Source organism: Leptolyngbya sp. Cla-17, assembly GCF_016807185.1.
Taxonomy (GTDB): domain Bacteria; phylum Cyanobacteriota; class Cyanobacteriia; order Leptolyngbyales; family Leptolyngbyaceae; genus ULC077BIN1.
The window spans coordinates 323284-340528 of sequence record NZ_JAEVYN010000002.1 but is presented as its reverse complement, the minus strand read 5'-3'; the positions used below and the strand labels follow the sequence as shown (position 1 = coordinate 340528).

Here is a 17245-nt window from a genome sequence, read left to right as displayed (position 1 = left end):
TAGTTGCAGTTCGCGCAACTATATCTAAGTTTTCAGGGTTCTAGAGTTCCGTTTGAACTTTAATGATTGCGATCGCTGATGCTGACTGGTCTCCCGGTTGATTGCTAGCACCTATGCCCTAAGGGTCGTATCATAATTTAATAGAGTTTTCAGATTCACTGATTTTTTTGCTGGCACGACTGTCTTTCTGTTAGCAATTGGTTGTTAGCGCTCAGTGGTGAAACGATGAGTACCCAAACGATTGAACCAACCTTAGACCGCCACGAGTGTCAAGCTTGTGGCTATGTCTATGACCCCATCAAAGGAGATGACAAACGAGATATTCCTCCTGGAGTAGCGTTTGACTCCCTTCCTGAAGATTGGCGTTGCCCTGTTTGTGGAGCGCGGTCTTCCCGGTTTTCTAATCTTGGAACAGATGGCTCTGCCTCTGGCTTCAAGGAAAATCTTAAGTATGGTTTTGGGGTTAACAGTATGACTCCGGATCAAAAAAACCTTTTGATCTTTGGGGGTCTATTTTTGCTGTTCTTATTTTTTATTAGTCTTTATGGATTGCAATAGGTGTGGGTGCCTCAATTCATCGCGCTTCTTTAAGTGATGAATACATTGCAAAATTGATATACATCTGTTGAGAGTTGAAACTGTGATGCGTGTAGCTACGAAAGTTTTACGTCAAATTTTAGCGCTGTGTGCGATCGCTATATTCTGTACTGCTTGCGGTGGATATCTTCCACCCACCAGCACTAATCCTTGGCGGGTCATTTCTGTCGATACAGAAGCGAACTTAAACGACATTAGTTTCATTGGCGATTCCCCCCATGGTTGGTTAGTAGGTTCAAACGCAACCTTATTTGAAACAACTGATGCTGGAGAGACTTGGGCATCGCGCAGCCTAGAGCTTGACGAACCCTATCGGTTTACGTCTGTTAGCTTTGATGGAAACGAAGGCTGGATTGTGGGTCAACCTTCTATCTTGCTTCACACTGAAGATGCAGGGAAGTCTTGGTCGCGGATTCCCTTAAGCGAAAAGCTTCCTGGTGCACCCAATACAGTTTTAGCGTTGGGTGCCAAATCGGCTGAAATGACCACAAACATCGGTGCGATTTACCGCACTTCGGATGGTGGAAAGTCTTGGAAAGCTTTGGTAGAAGAAGCGGTAGGAGTTATCCGCAATATTTCTCGTTCTCCAAGCGGCGAATATGTAGCAGTATCCTCTCGCGGAAACTTTTACTCTATCTGGCAACCCGGTCAAGAAGCGTGGCAGCCCTACAATCGGAGTAGTTCTCGTCGGCTGCAAAACATGGGCTTTACCGGAGATGGTCGGCTATGGATGTTGGCACGAGGTGGGTTAATTCAGTTCAGCAATGTCGGTAGCCCAGATGAATGGGAAGACGTGATTAATCCTGAATTTGCAACCAGTTGGGGACTGTTAGATTTGGCATATCGTACCCCCGAAGAGATCTGGGTTGCGGGAGGTAGCGGCAATCTGCTGCGGAGTATGGATGGGGGCAAAACTTGGGAAAAAGATAAGTTCATTGAGGATGTGCCGTCTAACCTCTACAAAATTAAGTTCTTGAGTCCAGATCGGGGATTCATTATTGGTCAAGGCTCTTTGTTAAAATATGATGACAGCGCCAATCAAGCAGTTTAATCATTTCTATTAAGCTCATTCAGCTTAGGGGCTGCTATCTCATATGATAGAAGTTAAGTCTTGAAACAAATCTGAGTGGAGAAATTGAAATGGCTGGAACGACAGGTGAGCGTCCGTTTACGGACATTATTACAAGTGTGCGCTATTGGGTCATTCATAGCATCACAATCCCAGCATTGTTTATTGCTGGATGGCTATTTGTACAGACGGGTCTAGCTTATGATGCGTTCGGCACTCCTCGTCCGAATGAGTACTTTCCATCTACGCGGGACAAAGCGCCTATTGTCAGAGATCGCTTTGATGCAAAGCAGCAGATTGATCAGTTTATTCAGCAAAAATAGCTTCCTGGTGGATGGAGGCTTTTAGATTTGAAGTAGTTTCACGGCAGTAAGTAAGTATGACTAGCAACACTCCCAACCAACCAATCTCCTATCCAATTTTTACAGTTCGCTGGTTAGCGGTTCACACGTTAGCGGTTCCAACTGTGTTTTTTCTAGGCGCGATCGCCGCTATGCAATTTACTCAAAGGTAATTAAAGTTATGCCCTTAAGCAGATCTCCCAATCCCAATAAGCAACCAGTCGAGCTAAATCGTACCTCCCTTTATTTAGGGCTGTTGATGATTTTCGCGCTAGGAATTCTTTTTTCTAGCTACTTTTTTAACTAACTTTTTGGAGCGCTTGAACCAGGCGCTCTACGCTTCATTTTTAATTTCGGTTTACTAAGAGGTGACACTTATGTTGAAATCTGGAAGAATTCCTCTTTGGATTGTGGCAACTGTTGCAGGTCTAGGAGTGATCAGTGTTTTAGGACTCTTTTTCTATGGTGCCTATGCTGGGCTAGGCTCCTCCGTTTAGAGATTGATGGATTTGGGTTTCGCCCAAATAGAAAAATCCTCTCAGAGTGTTCTAACCCAGAGCAAATGCATAGAAAAACCGCCTGCTTACTTATGTTTAGCAGGCGGTTTTTTGGTAGCGAAAGACGCTTTAAATGCCAGTGGGATCTTCGCGCTCAATATAGAGGAACAAAAGACCCATCACTACAGCAGGCAAAAGCCAAGTCACTACAGGAATTAAAATCCAAGGCAAAAACGAAGCCGCGTATGAACCTGTCATAACGAAGTTTCCTATATCTAAAGTTTCTAGAACGTTCTGTTTTCAGACTCTACTGCGAAGTGTGTGCCTGTTACGCACTTCTAAGAATTCTTAATAATGAGCTTTTGGATTGATGTTGGCGATCGCGACCTTTATCAGCCTGTCTTACCTGGCAAGTGATGCTTATGAAGGCGGAATATCCAATCCTACAAATTGGGTCGTCGTCATTTGAAAACAGCGCTACAGTCTAGGAGGCAATCCTGTTTCAACGAATATGATTTGCCGATAGAAGGAACGCCAAATTGCAACCGTTCCTTCGCCGCTCTGTATTGAATGCAACTCTTAAAATCGTTACACATATGAGACACTGCTGTTTTTAACAGTTTGTCATATCTGCCGAATCGAGTGAACTCCGCAACACAAGGAATCAAGCACAAAGGAGCACACAATGCTTGAGTATCTACCTCCGCTCAATGAACATAACCTCCCTTATCCAGATACGATTCACCCAATCGTGGTGCATTTCGTGATCGCGATGGTTGTATTCGCGGTTGTTTGTGACGTGATAGCATGTCTCACGAAAAATATTCGTTTGCATGAAGTGAGCTGGTGGAATTTATTTTTTGCAACGTTGTCCATTTTTATCGCAGTTTTATTTGGTCAATTAGAGGCAGGTTTGGCTGAACCTTACAATGCAGCCGTATCAACTCTAAATCTGCATACGCTGCTCGGCTGGTCGTTATCTGGAATTTTGGCTGCAATCACGGCTTGGCGCTACATTCTACGCGCTCGCGATCCGCAAAAGGTGCCGCTTGCTTTTATGGGAGCTAGCGTTTTGTTAATGGGGTTGGTCTTTTTTCAGGTTTACTTAGGCGACAAACTGGTGTGGGTGTATGGCTTGCACACAGTGCCAGTGATAGAGGCTACGAGACAAGGAGTGTTGCAATGAACGAAGAACTCGTTCAGCAGTTGGGTGGATTGGGTGCAAATGGTTTGCCCTACGCTATTCCAATCCATCCCAATCTGGTGCATATTACCTTGGGGCTTTTCATCATCGCGATCGCGTTTGATATTGCAGGCAATCTGTTTCCGTTAGAAAAATCGATCCTCAATTTTTTAGCAATCAAAGCAGTGCGCTCCAATTTCTACGATGTTGGCTGGTATAACGTGCTAGCGGCGGCGATCGTCACCTTTTTCACCGTAGCAGCCGGCTTCTATGAAATCATGCTGGCAACCCCATCACCCGATGTCATAAGCAATTGGGGTTTAGGAGCAATGGAAACCATGGTCTGGCATGGGGTTGGCGGTGTTCTGCTGCTCGCTCTTATCACAGGCATGGCTGTTTGGCGGGGTATGCAGCGTTTCGCATGGCGCAAAGATTTTGCAAGGCAGGTACAGTGGAGCTATTTGTTAGTAGGGCTGGTCATTCTGTTTATCATGTTTTTGCAGGGCACGTTGGGGGCCCATCTGGGCGGCGAGTTTGGCGTTCATAACACGGCAGATGGCCTACTTAAACTGGGCAAAGACCCTAATTTATTGCTGAAATAATTCGGCTTAAAGGATAGAGCAATGAAAGTTTCCAATATATTGCCGTGGGTCATTTTTGCGAGTGTGAACACGCTTGCAGGGGTATGGATGGCGGGCTTATCTCATACCTGGGTTCCCCCGGAAGCATCGGTCGAAGCGCAACTGATTGATAATCTGTTTGCACTGCTCGTATTTTTAGGAACATTCATTTTCCTGGGGATTACAGGCGTTTTAGGCTTTTCAGTGCTGACCGGGCTAACTAGTCGCTTTGATACGAGTGATGGACCGCCCATTGAAGGCAATCTCACGCTGGAAATAGTCTGGACAGCGATTCCGATCGCTCTGGTGATTGTGATCGCCGGGTATAGCTATTGGATCTATGACCAGATGTCGATCCGAGGCCCCATGGAAATCGTTCACATGCATATGCCCGGTATGGAAGCAGCTTACGCCGGACCGATGGATGGCAAGGGCGAACCTGTAGAAGCGATCGCGGTAAATGCTAAACAATGGGCATGGTCATTTCACTATCCCAATGCGGATATTACCAGCGCAGAACTACACCTACCTGTCAATCGCCGTATTCGGCTTGCGCTTCATACCGAAGATGTGATTCATGGATTCTATGTGCCAGCGTTTCGCCTGAAGCAAGACATCATTCCCAACAGAACTATCGACTTTGAATTTACGCCGATTCGCGAAGGCAGCTATCGGCTCAAAGATTCCCAATTTAGCGGCACCTACTTTGCATTGATGCAAACCAACGTCGTTGTGGAATCTCCTGAAAAATATAGGGAGTGGTTGTCTAAAACGGGAGATCGCGCCCTAGTGCCAGCCGCAAATCAAGCCTATGAAGAATACACTCAAATATCCAAGAAAGGCTTTAAGCCAGGTTGGGCAACCGTTCCGCCTGAACCGCCTCCCATGGTGAATGAAGGATGATGCAGAAGTGCGGAGTTGGGAGTACAGAGTGCGGAGTGCAGAGTGCAAAGTTAGAAAGTTGTAGAACTCTAAGCTCAGATTCTAGCCCCAGCCCCGAAACCCCAACCTCGAACTCCCAACCCCTAAACTCCCAACCCTAAACCTCGAACTCCGAACCTGAAATCCGAAACCCGAAACCTAAATCAAGAGAAATTGAATGACGAATATCTCAGTTGAAAATCTCAACATTCCTGGAGAAGAGCCTCAGTCTCAACCCCCTGAGTGGCGGCGATATTTTAGTTTTAGTACCGATCACAAGGTTATTGGCATTCAATATCTGGTAACTTCCTTCATCTTTTTTTTGATAGGTGGATTTCTGGCAATGATCGTGCGGGCAGAATTGATCACGCCAGAGTCGGATCTGGTCTCGCGACCGTTGTACAACAGCCTATATACCATGCATGGCACGGTGATGATTTTTTTGTGGATTTTTCCGTCACTCGTCGGGTTGGCAAATTATTTGGTGCCGCTGATGATTGGGGCGCGGGATATGGCGTTTCCCAAGTTAAATGCCGTTGCCTTTTGGCTGGTGCCCGTTTTTGGGGTCTTGCTGCTGTCTAGCTATTTCTTACCCAACGGTACGGCGCAAGCAGGCTGGTGGTCTTACCCGCCGGTGAGTTTGCAAAATCCGTCGGGGAGCTGGTTAAGCGGTCAATTTATCTGGATACTGGCAGTGGCAATTTCTGGAGTCTCCTCCATTATGGGAGCCGTAAATTTTGTTGCCACTATTTTCAAAATGCGGGCACCGGGCATGACGTTGCTCCGGATGCCTGCCTATGTTTGGGCAGTGCTGAGCGCTCAGTTAATTCAGCTAACGGCGCTGCCTGCGCTCACAGCTGGAGCAGTAATGTTGCTGTTGGATCTAGTGGCAGGCACCAGTTTCTTTGATCCAGAACGGGGCGGCAATCCAGTTCTATACCAACATTTTTTCTGGTTCTACTCTCATCCGGCGGTGTATGTAATGGCGCTGCCTGTTTTTGGCATATTCTCAGAAATTTTGCCTGTGTATTCTCGTAAGCCGCTGTTTGGCTATAAAGTGGTTGCCATTTCTTCGTTGTTGATTGCTGGAGTAGGCATTTTTGTTTGGGTACATCACATGTATGCCAGCGGCACTCCCGGCTGGATGCGGATGTTTTTTATGGTGTCTTCGATGTTCGTTGCGGTGCCCACAGGCATCAAAATATTTGCTTGGACAGCAACAGTTTGGCGGGGAAAAATTCGGCTACAAACGCCGATGTTGTTTGCGCTGGGCGCGATCGTCATGTTTCTGTTTGCAGGCATTACCGGGGTGATGCTGGCGGCAGTGCCGTTCGATATTCACGTCAACAATACCTATTTTGTGGTGGGACACTTCCACTACATCGTTTACGGCACGTTGACGATGGGACTGTTTGCGGCAATTTACCACTGGTTCCCCAAGATGACCGGGCGCATGTACAACGAGGGTTTGGGTGTGGTTCACTTTATTCTGGCGTTTGTGGGCACTAACCTTAACTTTTTTCCGATGCATCCTTTAGGGCTACAGGGCATGGTGCGACGGATTTCATCCTATGACCCGGAATATGCGTTTTGGAATGTAATTTCTAGTTTAGGTGCGTTTTTGCTGGGCATGTCTACGCTGCCGTTCATTCTAAATATTGTGGGTTCGTGGGTGCAGGGGGAGAAGGCACCGGATAATCCTTGGCGGGCGATCGGGTTGGAGTGGTTGGTGTCTTCACCACCGCCAGTAGAGAATTTTGAAGAATTGCCGATCGTGGTGTCGGGTCCCTATGGCTATGGTCTTGACAAGCCGTTGGTTGGAAATGAAGCAGCACTGAAGCCTCATTAGCTTTCAAATTTATTTGTCCACTTATTTGTCAGCTCATTCTGCAAGGAAACAGCTATGGATTCAGCCACAGAGCCACTATCAGAAACCCTTAGCCATGCCCATAGTATTGAACATGAACCTCATGGGCATGACGAACAGGCAACCAGTCTATTTGGCTTTATCGTATTTTTGCTGTCGGAAAGTGTCATTTTTCTCAGCTTTTTTGCGGGATACATTGTCCTTAAAACCACGGCGCTTCATTGGTTGCCCGATGGCGTGGAGGGGTTAGAAGTATCGACTCCTGCAATCAATACAGTGGTGCTGGTTGCTAGCAGTCTTGTGATTTATTTTGCTGAGGAAGCTCTGAAAAAGCAGCAGATATGGCTGTTTCGATCGCTGTGGTTGTTGACCTCGGCAATGGGCATCTACTTTCTGGCGGGGCAGGCAATCGAGTGGAGCGAGTTGCAATTTGGTCTAACCTCTGGCGGCTTTGGCGGCACATTTTATCTGCTCACAGGCTTCCATGGTTTGCATGTGTTATTGGGAGTTCTATTGCAGTTTTATATGCTGTTTCGGTCCTTTAGACCTGGCAACTATGACAAGGGACATACCGGAGTGACAGAGGTTTCTCTGTTTTGGCACTTTGTCGATGTTATCTGGATTATTTTGTTCAGTTTGATTTATTTGTGGCAGTAATGAGGCGAGAGGCGGGAGGTTGGGGGAAATTCTGAAACTAACACTTGACACCTGAAACTTGACACTTGACGCGGAGAATCCGAATGATTATTGAAGACCAATATTATGATGTGATCATTGTTGGAACCGGGGCAGGTGGGGGCACTCTGGCGTATAAGCTGGCATCCACTGGCAAGAAAGTTTTGCTTTTGGAGCGGGGCGATTTCATGGCATTGGAAGAGCAAAACCGCAGCAATATCGATATTTTCAAGAAAGAACGCTATCACGCTCCTGAACAGTGGTATGACATATCGGGAGAGCCGTTTTCACCCCAAACGAACTATGCGGTTGGGGGCAATACAAAAATTTGGGCGACGGCGCTGATCAGAATGCGATCGCGCGATTTTGAGGCGGTCGATCATCAGAAAGGCGTTTCTCCAGAGTGGTGCCTAAAATACAAGGATTTTGAACCGTACTATACGGAAGCAGAGCAGCTTTATAGAGTGCATGGAGCGGTGGTTGATGATCCAACCGAGCCGCCCCATAGTAGTGAGTATCAGCATACCGCGATCGCCCATGAGCCGCAGATTCAGCAAATGGTAGATGCGATCGCTAAGCAGGGCGTGCATCCGACCTCGTTGCCCCTCAGTCTCACCCGCGAAAGTGATGATCCCACCAATGATTCGCAAGTTAGCAGCATTGCACCGGCACTGAAGCATCCCAACGTCACACTCAAAACCTCTGCCAAAGTCACCCACTTGCATACCAATCCGTCTGGACGGGCGATCAAAGCTGTGGAAGCGGAAATTGGCGGTCGATCATTCCTATTTTTAGGTGACATTGTGGTATTAGCCTGTGGTGCGGTCAACTCGGCGGCAATCCTTCTGCGATCGGCGAGTGATGCTTGCCCCAATGGCATTGCCAACAGTTCTGATCTGGTGGGTCGCAACCTGATGAAGCATCGCCTCTCTGCTGTGGTGCAGCTCAGTTCTCCCAACTCCGGCAAGTTTTATCGCAGTGTCAGCGTCAACGATTTTTATTGGGGTGAACCAGGTTTTGAGTTTCCTATGGGGCACATTCAAAACACGGGTGGGTTATTGCAAGACATCACCTTTGCCGAGTCGCCGCCATTCTTTTCTGGTTTAGCGCAAGCAATGCCAGGATTTGGGCTGAATCAACTGGTGTCGCGATCCATTGGCTGGTGGGTGCAGACCGAAGATTTGCCCGATCCCAAAAACCGCGTTGAGGTCGGGGGCGATAAGCTGCGTTTATTTTATGAACCGAACAACACGGAAGCCCATGAGCGGCTAGTGTATCGCTGGACAGAAGTATTGAAAATGGCAGAGAAAAGCCTGGAACAGGGAATGTTTCAACGAGGCGCACCCCATCCCCATGGGGAGATGCCCATGCAAGTGGTGGCAAATCAATGCGGCACCTGTCGGTTTGGCGAAGATCCGACAACTTCTGTGCTGAATGCCGACTGCTGTGCCCACGATGTAGACAACCTGTATGTGGTGGATAGCAGCTTTTTCCCGTCTAATCCAGCCGTTAGCCCTGCATTAACGATTATTGCCAATGCCCTTAGAGTCGGCGATCGCCTGATCGAACGACTGAAGTAACTGTTAGATTGCTAGAACACCTCAGCCGAGATGAATCCCACGGTATTGTTTTCTCAGTTGCTACACCCGTAAGTGACGGATAACACCCCAAAATCCGTACTTAACCCGCAAACTTTTGATTTAATTCCTTAAAAATAGGGACTTATCCAGCAAAACTGACAGATAATCCAAAAAACATGGATGCTTATCCAGCAAATATGATGTTGAATGCATAGTTAGACTCTAAGTACAGGACAAAAGTTGTAGGGATTGCACAAAGTCGGACTCATTGGACAAGGATGGATTGAGTACCAAATGGCGCAAATAATCGAACCCTAAGCGAAACAGACTTTTGGCGCGACGACCGTGTTTTTTAATCTTAATGGGCTGCCATTGATGCAACCATAACCCGGTTCGCATCGCCCAACATAAAGCTAAAGTCAACAAGGCAAACAATTTACTCAACCGTTCATCATCGGTAAAGTGCGTCGATTCCAGACAGAACCCGCGAGTTTTGAAAATACCAAACAGCGTTTCAATTCCCCAGCGCAAGGCATAGTCTTTGACCAAATCTTGCGCCTTGAGGGGAGCAATCACCACGAGTAACTCCCCATCATCAAGTCGTAGCGCTTCAACGGCAACTGGGTAGCCCCAGACTCGGCAGGTGCCTGTGAGTTGTTGGGATTGACCGGGTTGCAGATGGGCAAAGACGACTCGCGCCGCCAGCACCCTGCCATCATGCTCAATCTGGTCACTGCTGCGAATCCGTAAGCGAAAGGCGAGGGTAGGTTCGAGTAGAAGATAGCGCACCCAGGCTTGCCCAATGAACTCGCGGTCGGCACACAAGTAGTTCACTCTAGCGGTGGGGAACCGTTTGGCAAAGGTCTCCATTAACCGCATCCGCTCGTCACTGTTGGAATTCCCCCGCTTGTCCAACAGCCACCACAGTACCGGGAAGGCAACTCCTTCATGAACTATGCCCAAAGTCAAAATGTTGTACCACTGAGTGCCAAATTTCCAGGTGGTGCGATCCAGGCTCAACACCCAGTCCTCCGGAATCTGCATCCAACTCACCACGACGCTAGCCAGTTGAGCTTCGTCGAGCGCAAACCCTCGGAAAAATCGCTGCAATCGCTTGTAGCTCGATTCGGGCAATGCCCTACCACCAAAGCCTACACACAGTTCGCTCAAGTTCACTGTCTTGACTTTCAGCAAGGCTAACAAGAACAATGCCAGAAATGAAATCCTCGCTCCGTGCCAGTTCAATTGTTCTTGGAGGACTCGCTTTAATTCGCTATATTGGCTCATAGGGTTTCTCCAGAGTGTGGTAATTCTGATGAAACCCTACCCTGCTCATCCTTTCAAGCTTTTTGTCCCGTACTGAGAGTTAGACTGACAAAGCTACTCATAAAAGCATGTTTGAGCATCTCAATATTTTTTATTAGAGTACTTTTTTGAGATGAAACTGCCAAGTAACCAGAAATTTCCAGAACTCGAAAATTTGCTTCCGTTTTATCAGAACTATTGGCAGAAATGGGAAGGTATTGGATTTTGTACTACAAGAATTGATCGGCAAAGTGTTACTGAAGTAGTGAAAGCAGTTTACAAATTAAATGGCTTTAGAGAGCCAGAAGTCTTATTTTACGATAGCCCATATGAGCCTTGGAATAGGGATTTTCTTGGTCGCCTCTATCTCTGTCTTGAAAAAGAGGTTGAACTCCGAAGAAGGGTAGAGAAGAAATTAGGACGACAGATGGAGAAACTAGAAATAATAGATGGCGGAGAAGGGTTTCAATATATTGATAGGAGAAACAGAAAGTTTGAATTTAGTAAAAAAATAGAGAGGCTTGAGAGCAAGAATCTCCTCAAAGATGTTATGGGAATTTTGCGTGGAGAGATCGATCTTCAGCTTCTAGATCGGTTAGCACATGAATCGATGAGAAGAATAGCTTTTCAAACAGATGAGACAGGATGGGGCTCTAGCCTACAGGACTATCAGTTGCTCGGATGGAGATGCAGACTTGAAGATATACTGCAAAACGAACTGACAAGTCTACTAGGATCAAAGCTTCATTGTGAATTGGCTCAGGGGAAGGCGGAACCTATTTTCTATACAGGAAGTCAGTCAACCACGCCTCCCGATTTATTGACTTCTATAGCTGCAACATATGATTTCGCAATCTCTACTTTAAACTATTCATGCGATGACGAACGGTGGAAAATGTTGCAAATCCTGGCACAAAACAGTAACTATATTTTTTCCTACAAAGATGTTTGTGTTGTTTGTGATCGTCCTCTAAAATTTTCTGTGGACGGTGGTGGTTATCTTCATGCGGAAGGAGAACCTGCAATTTTGTTTGCGGATGGCTTTGCTATATATGCCTGTCATGGCAACATAGTAAATGTTAGATGGCAAGATAATTGTAAAAATCAATGAAATCAATTCGGTTTTTGTGAGCTTATCTCTGAAATCGAGAGCAAGCTGCTTCTTTAGATCTGTCCTAGTCTAACAACTCCCATGCACACCGACTGCCGAGAGTTAATCGGTTGTGATAGAAAGGTTATCTGCGGCGCGTGACTGGGAACGTTATCCCCATTCTCTATCCTTTCGGGTTTTAGCAGGGGGAACGCGATCGCATCATTGAACGGTTGAAATAATATTCACGTCCAAACCATTAGTCGTAATGCGTCCACATCCGCAAAATTTTCACTGTATTCTTAGACTCAATCACTTCATACACAAGACGATGCTGAATGTTGATTCGCCGTGAGTACGCACCTTCCTAATCTTCCACTAATTTTTCGTAGGGTGGTGGATTCTGAAACGGGTTGGTTTGAATCACATCAAGTAAAGCTTGTGTCTTATCTTTCAAATTACTAGAAGACAGCTTTTTGGCATCCTTTTGAGCCTGTTTAGTGTAAACCAACTCCCAACTCACCACTCCAGTTCCCGATCACACTCCTCGATCGGTGTTGTCAATCCTTCCCGAATTGATTCTCGCATTCCTGGAACTGAGAGAAGATAGAGCGTTTCTTGTACTGATGCCCAGTCAGCTTCAGATAACAACACTGCATTGCTACTCTGTCCTGCAATAATAATGGGCTGATGCGACTGGCTTACCGAATCGATTAAATCTTGCAACTGTTGTTGAGCGATCTGAACTGGGATCATCATCCTCTATCCGATTGAATATGCTGTTCTAAATAGGTTCGTTAATTACAAATTTCTTACTCATCAGCGATTCACCTTCTATTGTTCTAGCTTGTCCTGCAATATAGTGGTTGTAATTATGAGCTATTCCTCACCCTCTGTCTTTTCGGGTTTGAGCAGGGGGAACGCGATCTCATCATTGAACGACTGAAGTAACTCTTAGATTGCTAGAACACCTCAGCCGAGATGAATCCCACGGTATTGTTTCCTCAGTTGCTACATCCGTAAGTGACGGATAACACCCCAAAATCCGTACTTAACCCGCAAACGTTCGATTTAATTCCTTAAAAACAGGGACTTATCCCGCAAATATGACAGACAATCCCAAAAACATGGGTGCTTATCCAGCAAATATGACGTTGAATATATAGTTAGGCCGCTGAGGTGAGAGATTCTATGTGGGCCTATGATTTCGAATGTGATAAGACGATGGCGGAGATCATCTCGACTCTCAACGAGTCAGGGCCGTGGGAGTGGGTATGGAGGGATAAGGACGCCTTCGGGCCGTACATCTCTTCCGTGCCCTTCGAAGGCGTGCGCGCCAAGATATACGACCTCGACGGGTACTACAGCAACGGGCCGACATATACCGCGGACTTCAAGCTGGGGGGTGGGTGTAAGGCCGAGAGGGCGGCAATTGATAACGTCTTTAGCGATTTGCTCGGCAAGTTGGCGGCGCGCAACGTGACGGAAGGTGAAGGCTATGATTAGCCCGGCGGCCTAACAACGTCATGCAGCGGACGCGCATCCAGCGTGTCTATCATCATCAAAGGCTCGTGCGCGCCGCTGATGCCGGGCGTTATATCGCTAGCGATCGCTCAATTTGATTGCACTTTCTCGTATAATTTGCGATCGCCATTCTGTATCTTGTTGGTAATGGTCTGCAATAGCTTCTGCTTGCTGTGCGAGTTGTTTGATCGCATCCTTACCTGAGTCCACAATCTTGGGCAAGGGTTTTCCGCATCAACTCGTGGGATGGTTCCATGCCCCGTTATTCCTCTTCAGCTTTTTCGGGTTTGAGTAGGGGAAACGCGATCGCGTCGCGGATGCTGGCGCAGTCGGTCAACAACATGACCAGGCGATCGATGCCAATGCCTAATCCCCCCGTGGGCGGCATTCCATATTCCAGCGCAGTCACAAAATCTTCATCGACACTATGGGCTTCTAAGTCACCCGCTTCTTTGCGATCGGCTTGGGCTTGCAAGCGCTGCAATTGATCCACCGGATCGGTTAACTCCGAAAAACTATTTGCCGTTTCGCGCCCAACCATGAATAGTTCAAACCGCTCTACCAATCCGGGCTTGGAGCGATGGGGTTTTGCCAGGGGCGAAATTTCCACGGGATAATCCAGCACAAAGGTGGGCTGAATCAAGGTTTCTTCCACGGTTTGTTCAAAGGCTTGATTGAGCAAACTGCCGATGGATTCTGCCTTTTCCACGCTGTGCAATCCCGCCTGGGTGGCAGCAGCCTTAGCTTCTTCGAGGCTGACAAACGCCGCAAAATCAATCCCCGTCTGCTCTTGCACCACATCATGCATCGTCACCCTACGCCAGGGAGGAGTTAGATCCACGGGTTCGCCTTGATAGATAATTTTCAGCGTGCCCAAGACATCCTGGGCGGCGGTGGTGACGATCGCCTCGGTCAGCGTCATCATATCGTTGTAATCGGCATAAGCTTGATAGACCTCAAGCGTCGTGAATTCTGGGTTGTGGCGGGTGGAAATGCCCTCGTTCCGAAACACGCGCCCCAGTTCAAACACCTTCTCAAAGCCGCCCACAATCAGCCGTTTCAAGTGTAGCTCCGTTGCGATCCGGAGATACAGGCTCATATCCAGCGTGTTGTGATAGGTGATGAAAGGACGCGCTTCGGCACCGCCTGCTTCGGTTTGCAGCACAGGTGTTTCGATTTCAATAAAGCCCTGCTGATCCAGGTAGCGGCGCATAGAGGCCGTGATCAACGCCCGTCGCCGAAAGGTTTCCCGCACTTCGGGGTTAACAATCAAATCCACATAGCGCTGACGATAACGCTTGGCAACATCCGTCAAGCCGTGCCACTTATCCGGCAATGGCAACAGGGATTTAGTCAGCATGGCGTATTCCCGCACATAGACCGACAGCTCACCTTTTTCGGTACGCTTAATGCTGCCCGTTACGCCAATGATGTCGCCTGCGTCAGTCAACTGCTTCAGGTGGTCAAAGGCGCTTTCGTCCTTTGCCGCCATTGTTTCCTGAATCCGGCTTTTTTCTAGATAAAGCTGAATTGTGCCCGTTTCATCTTGCAGGGTGAAGAACGCCAATTTGCCAAAGACGCGCTTTGCCATGATCCGCCCCGCGATCGCCACTTCCACCGCTGCCTCTTCGCCATTGGGCAAATCCACGTACTTTGCCTGCAACTCTGCTGCGTGGTGGGTGGATTCCCAGCGATAGGCATAGGGCGTTAGCCCCGCTTGCTGAAGCTGTTCCACCTTTTCTAGGCGAGTGGCACGGATTTCCTCGAGGGTGCTTTGTGGTTCAGATTGGGCGCGATCGCGAGACATGGCGGCTGATTTTGAAGATTACAAGCCTTAATTATAGGAAGGAATCGCCAGCAAACCTGGTTTTTCCGCCAGTTGCAAACTGATACTCGAATAATCCCCTTTAGCAGACCGAATTTATGTAGATGATTTGTGAATTTTGCAATGCCCTCATCTGATTTGTAACTTGTTATGGTGGTTCAGGGTGCGATCGCTCTTTCAAGCCCCACTCTGGCAAACGGCGCAGGGTTATGCTAGCCACCCATCTGGGCAACCTGGAAATGAAACTTTTTAGCCAAGATAGATCCCCATGAAATCTAGTAGACGCATCAGAAATGGTGTCTTAATTAGCACCGCCCTCCTGTTTGGCATTGGTCTTGCCTGGTTCTTAAAGCCCTTAGGTAGCAATCCGATTCAGTCGCTCGGCACCAAAAACGATGACAGCGCCAACGCGATCGCGGCGGAAACCAAAACTACCGTAGGCACAAACCTGGCTGGCATTGCCGATTGGTCGAGCCAATGGGGCTTTGTGGATGCGTTTAAAACCTCACGAGCTTGGATTCCACAGCGGCAAGGCGCACCTTGGGGACAGGGCGGCACCCTCAAGCTAAACCCCGAGGGCTGGATTGCATCCCTGGAACCTGGACAAGCTGCCGAAACCGTGATGATGATTGGCAAACACTTTCCCTCCGGCAAATACACGCTGCTGTATGACGGTGATGGCAAAATTGGCTTTACCTTCAATACCGCCAAAATCATCAGCCAGTCCCCCGGTAAAATGGCGGTGGATGTGACAATCGACGGGGAAGGGGTGTTTATGAAAATTTTGGAAACGAATCCCAGCAATCCGATTCGCAATATCCGCTTCATCATGCCGGGATTTGAGAACACATACCAAACTCAGCCGTTTCATCCGGTGTTCCTAGAGCGGCTGAAGCAATTTAGCACAGTACGGTTTATGGATTGGGCAGCAACTAACAACTCCAAAATAGTGAACTGGAGCGATCGCGCCACCCCCAACAGCGCATCTCAAGCCAGCGGCAAAGGCGTAGCGTTGGAACACCTGATTCAACTAGCAAACACGCTCAAAATTGACCCGTGGTTTACCCTGCCAGCCCAGGCAAGCGATGATTACGTGCGAAATTTTGCTGTAATGGTGCGCGATCGCCTTGATCCCGCCCTCAAAGTTCATGTGGAATATTCCAACGAAGTTTGGAACAGCATGTTCAGTCAGGCAAAATACGTTGGTGAGAAAGGGCTAGAGCGTCGATTGGATGATACCAGTTGGGGTGCAGGCTTACGCTATTACTCGGAGCGTTCCGTTGAGATATTCAAAATTTGGGAAGACGTATTTGGAGCAAGCCGCAAACCGCGCTTGGTTAGAGTGTTGGCAGGACAAGCAGCCAATCCCTGGACAGCAGAGCAAATTTTAGGCTGGAAAGATGCTTACAAACACGCTGACGCTTATGCGATCGCGCCCTATTTTTATGGCTTAGGCTATGACGGCAAAGGCAGTTGGAGCAACATTAACGACGTCAAAAACATCAACACCACCGTTAACCTGACCCCCGACCAAATTATTGATGGCATGATGCGCGAAATCTCCACGGAAATCAAAGCAATGCTAGATAGTAATGCCACTGTTGCCAAACGGTTTGGTGTTGCCCTGGTTGCCTATGAAGGGGGCGCACACTTGACAAGCTATCAGTTTCCTGAAGACAAAGTGGCTAAAATGACGACCTTGTTTACCACCGTTAATCGCAACCCTCGCATGAGAGAAGTCTACAAAGTCTACCTCAACCAGTGGAAGCAAAGCGGCGGCAAACTGTTTAACCAGTTCAACGATGTAGCAGCGCCAAGTAAATGGGGCTTTTGGGGCGCACTGGAATATCAAAATCAAGATATTAGTACTGCTCCGAAATATCTAGGTTTGACGGATTTTATCCGCGATAACCCTAAGAAGTAAGACTTGATGGGTGAATCGAGAAGGCTTGGTTGCCAGCGATCTCGTCTGATTCTGACGAGCGCCTATTTTTCTGCAAAGTCCATCAAAATATAAGAAGCGGCAGCATGAATTAATCCAAACCCTATGAATGCACCCCGGCGGAATCGCGCCCGTGTTCTCACCCCCGAAGGACTGAAGCAACTCCGGGAGCGGTTGCGATCGCGCGAAAACGAAGAGAACTCAGGCTT

General features: G+C 47.8%; 21 protein-coding genes and 1 pseudogene. 15 read left to right on the top strand and 7 right to left on the bottom strand.

Annotated elements, in window-relative coordinates; translation table 11 throughout:
* The first annotated feature begins 225 nt into the window (after positions 1 to 225).
* The 6 genes from JOY44_RS12865 to JOY44_RS12840 all read left to right on the top strand — a co-directional run bounded on the left by JOY44_RS12865 (position 226) and on the right by JOY44_RS12840 (position 2504).
* The gene (locus JOY44_RS12865; RefSeq protein ID WP_171574134.1) at positions 226 to 558 is read left to right on the top strand and encodes a rubredoxin; all 333 of its coding nucleotides are present in this window, start codon (positions 226 to 228) and stop codon (positions 556 to 558) included.
* Positions 559 to 643: 85 nt separating this feature from the next.
* Entirely contained in the window at positions 644 to 1648 is a 1005-nt protein-coding gene (locus JOY44_RS12860) for a photosynthesis system II assembly factor Ycf48 (protein WP_171574133.1), read from the top strand.
* An 89-nt stretch (positions 1649 to 1737) separates the two neighbouring features.
* A complete protein-coding gene (gene psbE / locus JOY44_RS12855; protein ID WP_171574132.1) occupies positions 1738 to 1989 on the top strand; it encodes a cytochrome b559 subunit alpha in 252 nt (83 codons plus the stop codon).
* A gap of 56 nt (positions 1990 to 2045) precedes the next feature.
* Positions 2046 to 2180, top strand: a complete 135-nt coding sequence (gene psbF, locus JOY44_RS12850) for a cytochrome b559 subunit beta (RefSeq protein ID WP_171574131.1) — start codon at positions 2046 to 2048, stop codon at positions 2178 to 2180.
* 8 nt (positions 2181 to 2188) lie between these two features.
* On the top strand, positions 2189 to 2314 hold the full coding sequence (locus JOY44_RS12845; RefSeq protein WP_171574130.1) for a photosystem II reaction center protein L: 126 nt from the start codon (positions 2189 to 2191) through the stop codon (positions 2312 to 2314).
* A gap of 70 nt (positions 2315 to 2384) precedes the next feature.
* Positions 2385 to 2504 (top strand): photosystem II reaction center protein J, encoded by a 120-nt coding sequence (locus JOY44_RS12840; RefSeq protein ID WP_171574129.1) that lies wholly within the window; start codon positions 2385 to 2387, stop codon positions 2502 to 2504.
* Between the two features lie 129 nt (positions 2505 to 2633).
* Here the strand turns inward: JOY44_RS12840 and JOY44_RS12835 are convergent, their stop codons facing one another.
* A complete protein-coding gene (locus JOY44_RS12835; protein WP_171574128.1) occupies positions 2634 to 2762 on the bottom strand; it encodes a photosystem I reaction center subunit VIII in 129 nt (42 codons plus the stop codon).
* A 427-nt stretch (positions 2763 to 3189) separates the two neighbouring features.
* Between JOY44_RS12835 and JOY44_RS12830 the strand changes: the two genes are divergently transcribed.
* The 6 genes from JOY44_RS12830 (at position 3190) to JOY44_RS12805 (ending at position 9350) form a co-directional block, all read left to right on the top strand.
* A complete protein-coding gene (locus JOY44_RS12830; RefSeq protein ID WP_171574127.1) occupies positions 3190 to 3690 on the top strand; it encodes a DUF2231 domain-containing protein in 501 nt (166 codons plus the stop codon).
* A complete protein-coding gene (locus JOY44_RS12825) occupies positions 3687 to 4289 on the top strand; it encodes a DUF2231 domain-containing protein (RefSeq protein WP_171574126.1) in 603 nt (200 codons plus the stop codon). Before JOY44_RS12830 ends, JOY44_RS12825 begins: the two co-directional genes overlap by 4 nt.
* Positions 4290 to 4310: 21 nt before the next feature.
* Positions 4311 to 5210, top strand: coding sequence for a cytochrome c oxidase subunit II (locus tag JOY44_RS12820; protein ID WP_171574125.1), 900 nt, complete (start codon positions 4311 to 4313; stop codon positions 5208 to 5210).
* A gap of 196 nt (positions 5211 to 5406) precedes the next feature.
* Positions 5407 to 7077, top strand: a complete 1671-nt coding sequence (ctaD, locus tag JOY44_RS12815) for a cytochrome c oxidase subunit I (RefSeq protein WP_171574124.1) — start codon at positions 5407 to 5409, stop codon at positions 7075 to 7077.
* Between the two features lie 54 nt (positions 7078 to 7131).
* Positions 7132 to 7752 carry a heme-copper oxidase subunit III gene (locus JOY44_RS12810; protein WP_171574123.1) on the top strand — a complete coding sequence of 207 codons (621 nt, stop codon included), beginning with the start codon at positions 7132 to 7134 and terminating at the stop codon, positions 7750 to 7752.
* A gap of 83 nt (positions 7753 to 7835) precedes the next feature.
* The gene (locus tag JOY44_RS12805) at positions 7836 to 9350 is read left to right on the top strand and encodes a GMC oxidoreductase (RefSeq protein WP_171574122.1); all 1515 of its coding nucleotides are present in this window, start codon (positions 7836 to 7838) and stop codon (positions 9348 to 9350) included.
* Between the two features lie 222 nt (positions 9351 to 9572).
* On the opposite strand, the gene JOY44_RS12800 is transcribed toward JOY44_RS12805, so the two are convergent.
* Positions 9573 to 10637 (bottom strand): IS4 family transposase, encoded by a 1065-nt coding sequence (locus JOY44_RS12800; RefSeq protein ID WP_171573521.1) that lies wholly within the window; start codon positions 10635 to 10637, stop codon positions 9573 to 9575.
* A gap of 151 nt (positions 10638 to 10788) precedes the next feature.
* Here JOY44_RS12800 and JOY44_RS12795 point away from each other — a divergent pair, with 151 nt between their 5' ends.
* Positions 10789 to 11766, top strand: a complete 978-nt coding sequence (locus JOY44_RS12795) for a DUF6745 domain-containing protein (RefSeq protein WP_171574121.1) — start codon at positions 10789 to 10791, stop codon at positions 11764 to 11766.
* A 238-nt stretch (positions 11767 to 12004) separates the two neighbouring features.
* Here the strand turns inward: JOY44_RS12795 and JOY44_RS32835 are convergent.
* The 3 genes and pseudogenes from JOY44_RS32835 to JOY44_RS12785 form a co-directional block, all read right to left on the bottom strand.
* Positions 12005 to 12097: pseudogene (locus JOY44_RS32835) on the bottom strand (type II toxin-antitoxin system mRNA interferase toxin, RelE/StbE family); the annotation flags it as partial.
* Between the two features lie 15 nt (positions 12098 to 12112).
* Positions 12113 to 12271 carry a hypothetical protein gene (locus tag JOY44_RS31370; RefSeq protein ID WP_242541779.1) on the bottom strand — a complete coding sequence of 53 codons (159 nt, stop codon included), beginning with the start codon at positions 12269 to 12271 and terminating at the stop codon, positions 12113 to 12115.
* Positions 12265 to 12501 (bottom strand): type II toxin-antitoxin system Phd/YefM family antitoxin, encoded by a 237-nt coding sequence (locus tag JOY44_RS12785; RefSeq protein ID WP_171575959.1) that lies wholly within the window; start codon positions 12499 to 12501, stop codon positions 12265 to 12267. The genes JOY44_RS31370 and JOY44_RS12785 overlap by 7 nt, the downstream gene beginning before the upstream one ends.
* Before the next feature lie 435 nt (positions 12502 to 12936).
* Here JOY44_RS12785 and JOY44_RS12780 point away from each other — a divergent pair, with 435 nt between their 5' ends.
* On the top strand, positions 12937 to 13251 hold the full coding sequence (locus tag JOY44_RS12780) for a hypothetical protein (RefSeq protein WP_203032023.1): 315 nt from the start codon (positions 12937 to 12939) through the stop codon (positions 13249 to 13251).
* Positions 13252 to 13347: 96 nt separating this feature from the next.
* Here JOY44_RS12780 and JOY44_RS12775 read toward each other — a convergent pair whose 3' ends face one another.
* Positions 13348 to 13491 carry a hypothetical protein gene (locus JOY44_RS12775; protein ID WP_203032022.1) on the bottom strand — a complete coding sequence of 48 codons (144 nt, stop codon included), beginning with the start codon at positions 13489 to 13491 and terminating at the stop codon, positions 13348 to 13350.
* 40 nt (positions 13492 to 13531) lie between these two features.
* Positions 13532 to 15076: a lysine--tRNA ligase gene (gene lysS, locus JOY44_RS12770; RefSeq protein ID WP_171574119.1), complete on the bottom strand. Its 1545-nt coding sequence runs from the start codon at positions 15074 to 15076 to the stop codon at positions 13532 to 13534.
* 286 nt (positions 15077 to 15362) lie between these two features.
* Here lysS and JOY44_RS12765 point away from each other — a divergent pair, with 286 nt between their 5' ends.
* The gene (locus JOY44_RS12765; RefSeq protein ID WP_171574118.1) at positions 15363 to 17018 is read left to right on the top strand and encodes a hypothetical protein; all 1656 of its coding nucleotides are present in this window, start codon (positions 15363 to 15365) and stop codon (positions 17016 to 17018) included.
* The last annotated feature ends 227 nt before the right edge of the window (positions 17019 to 17245 follow it).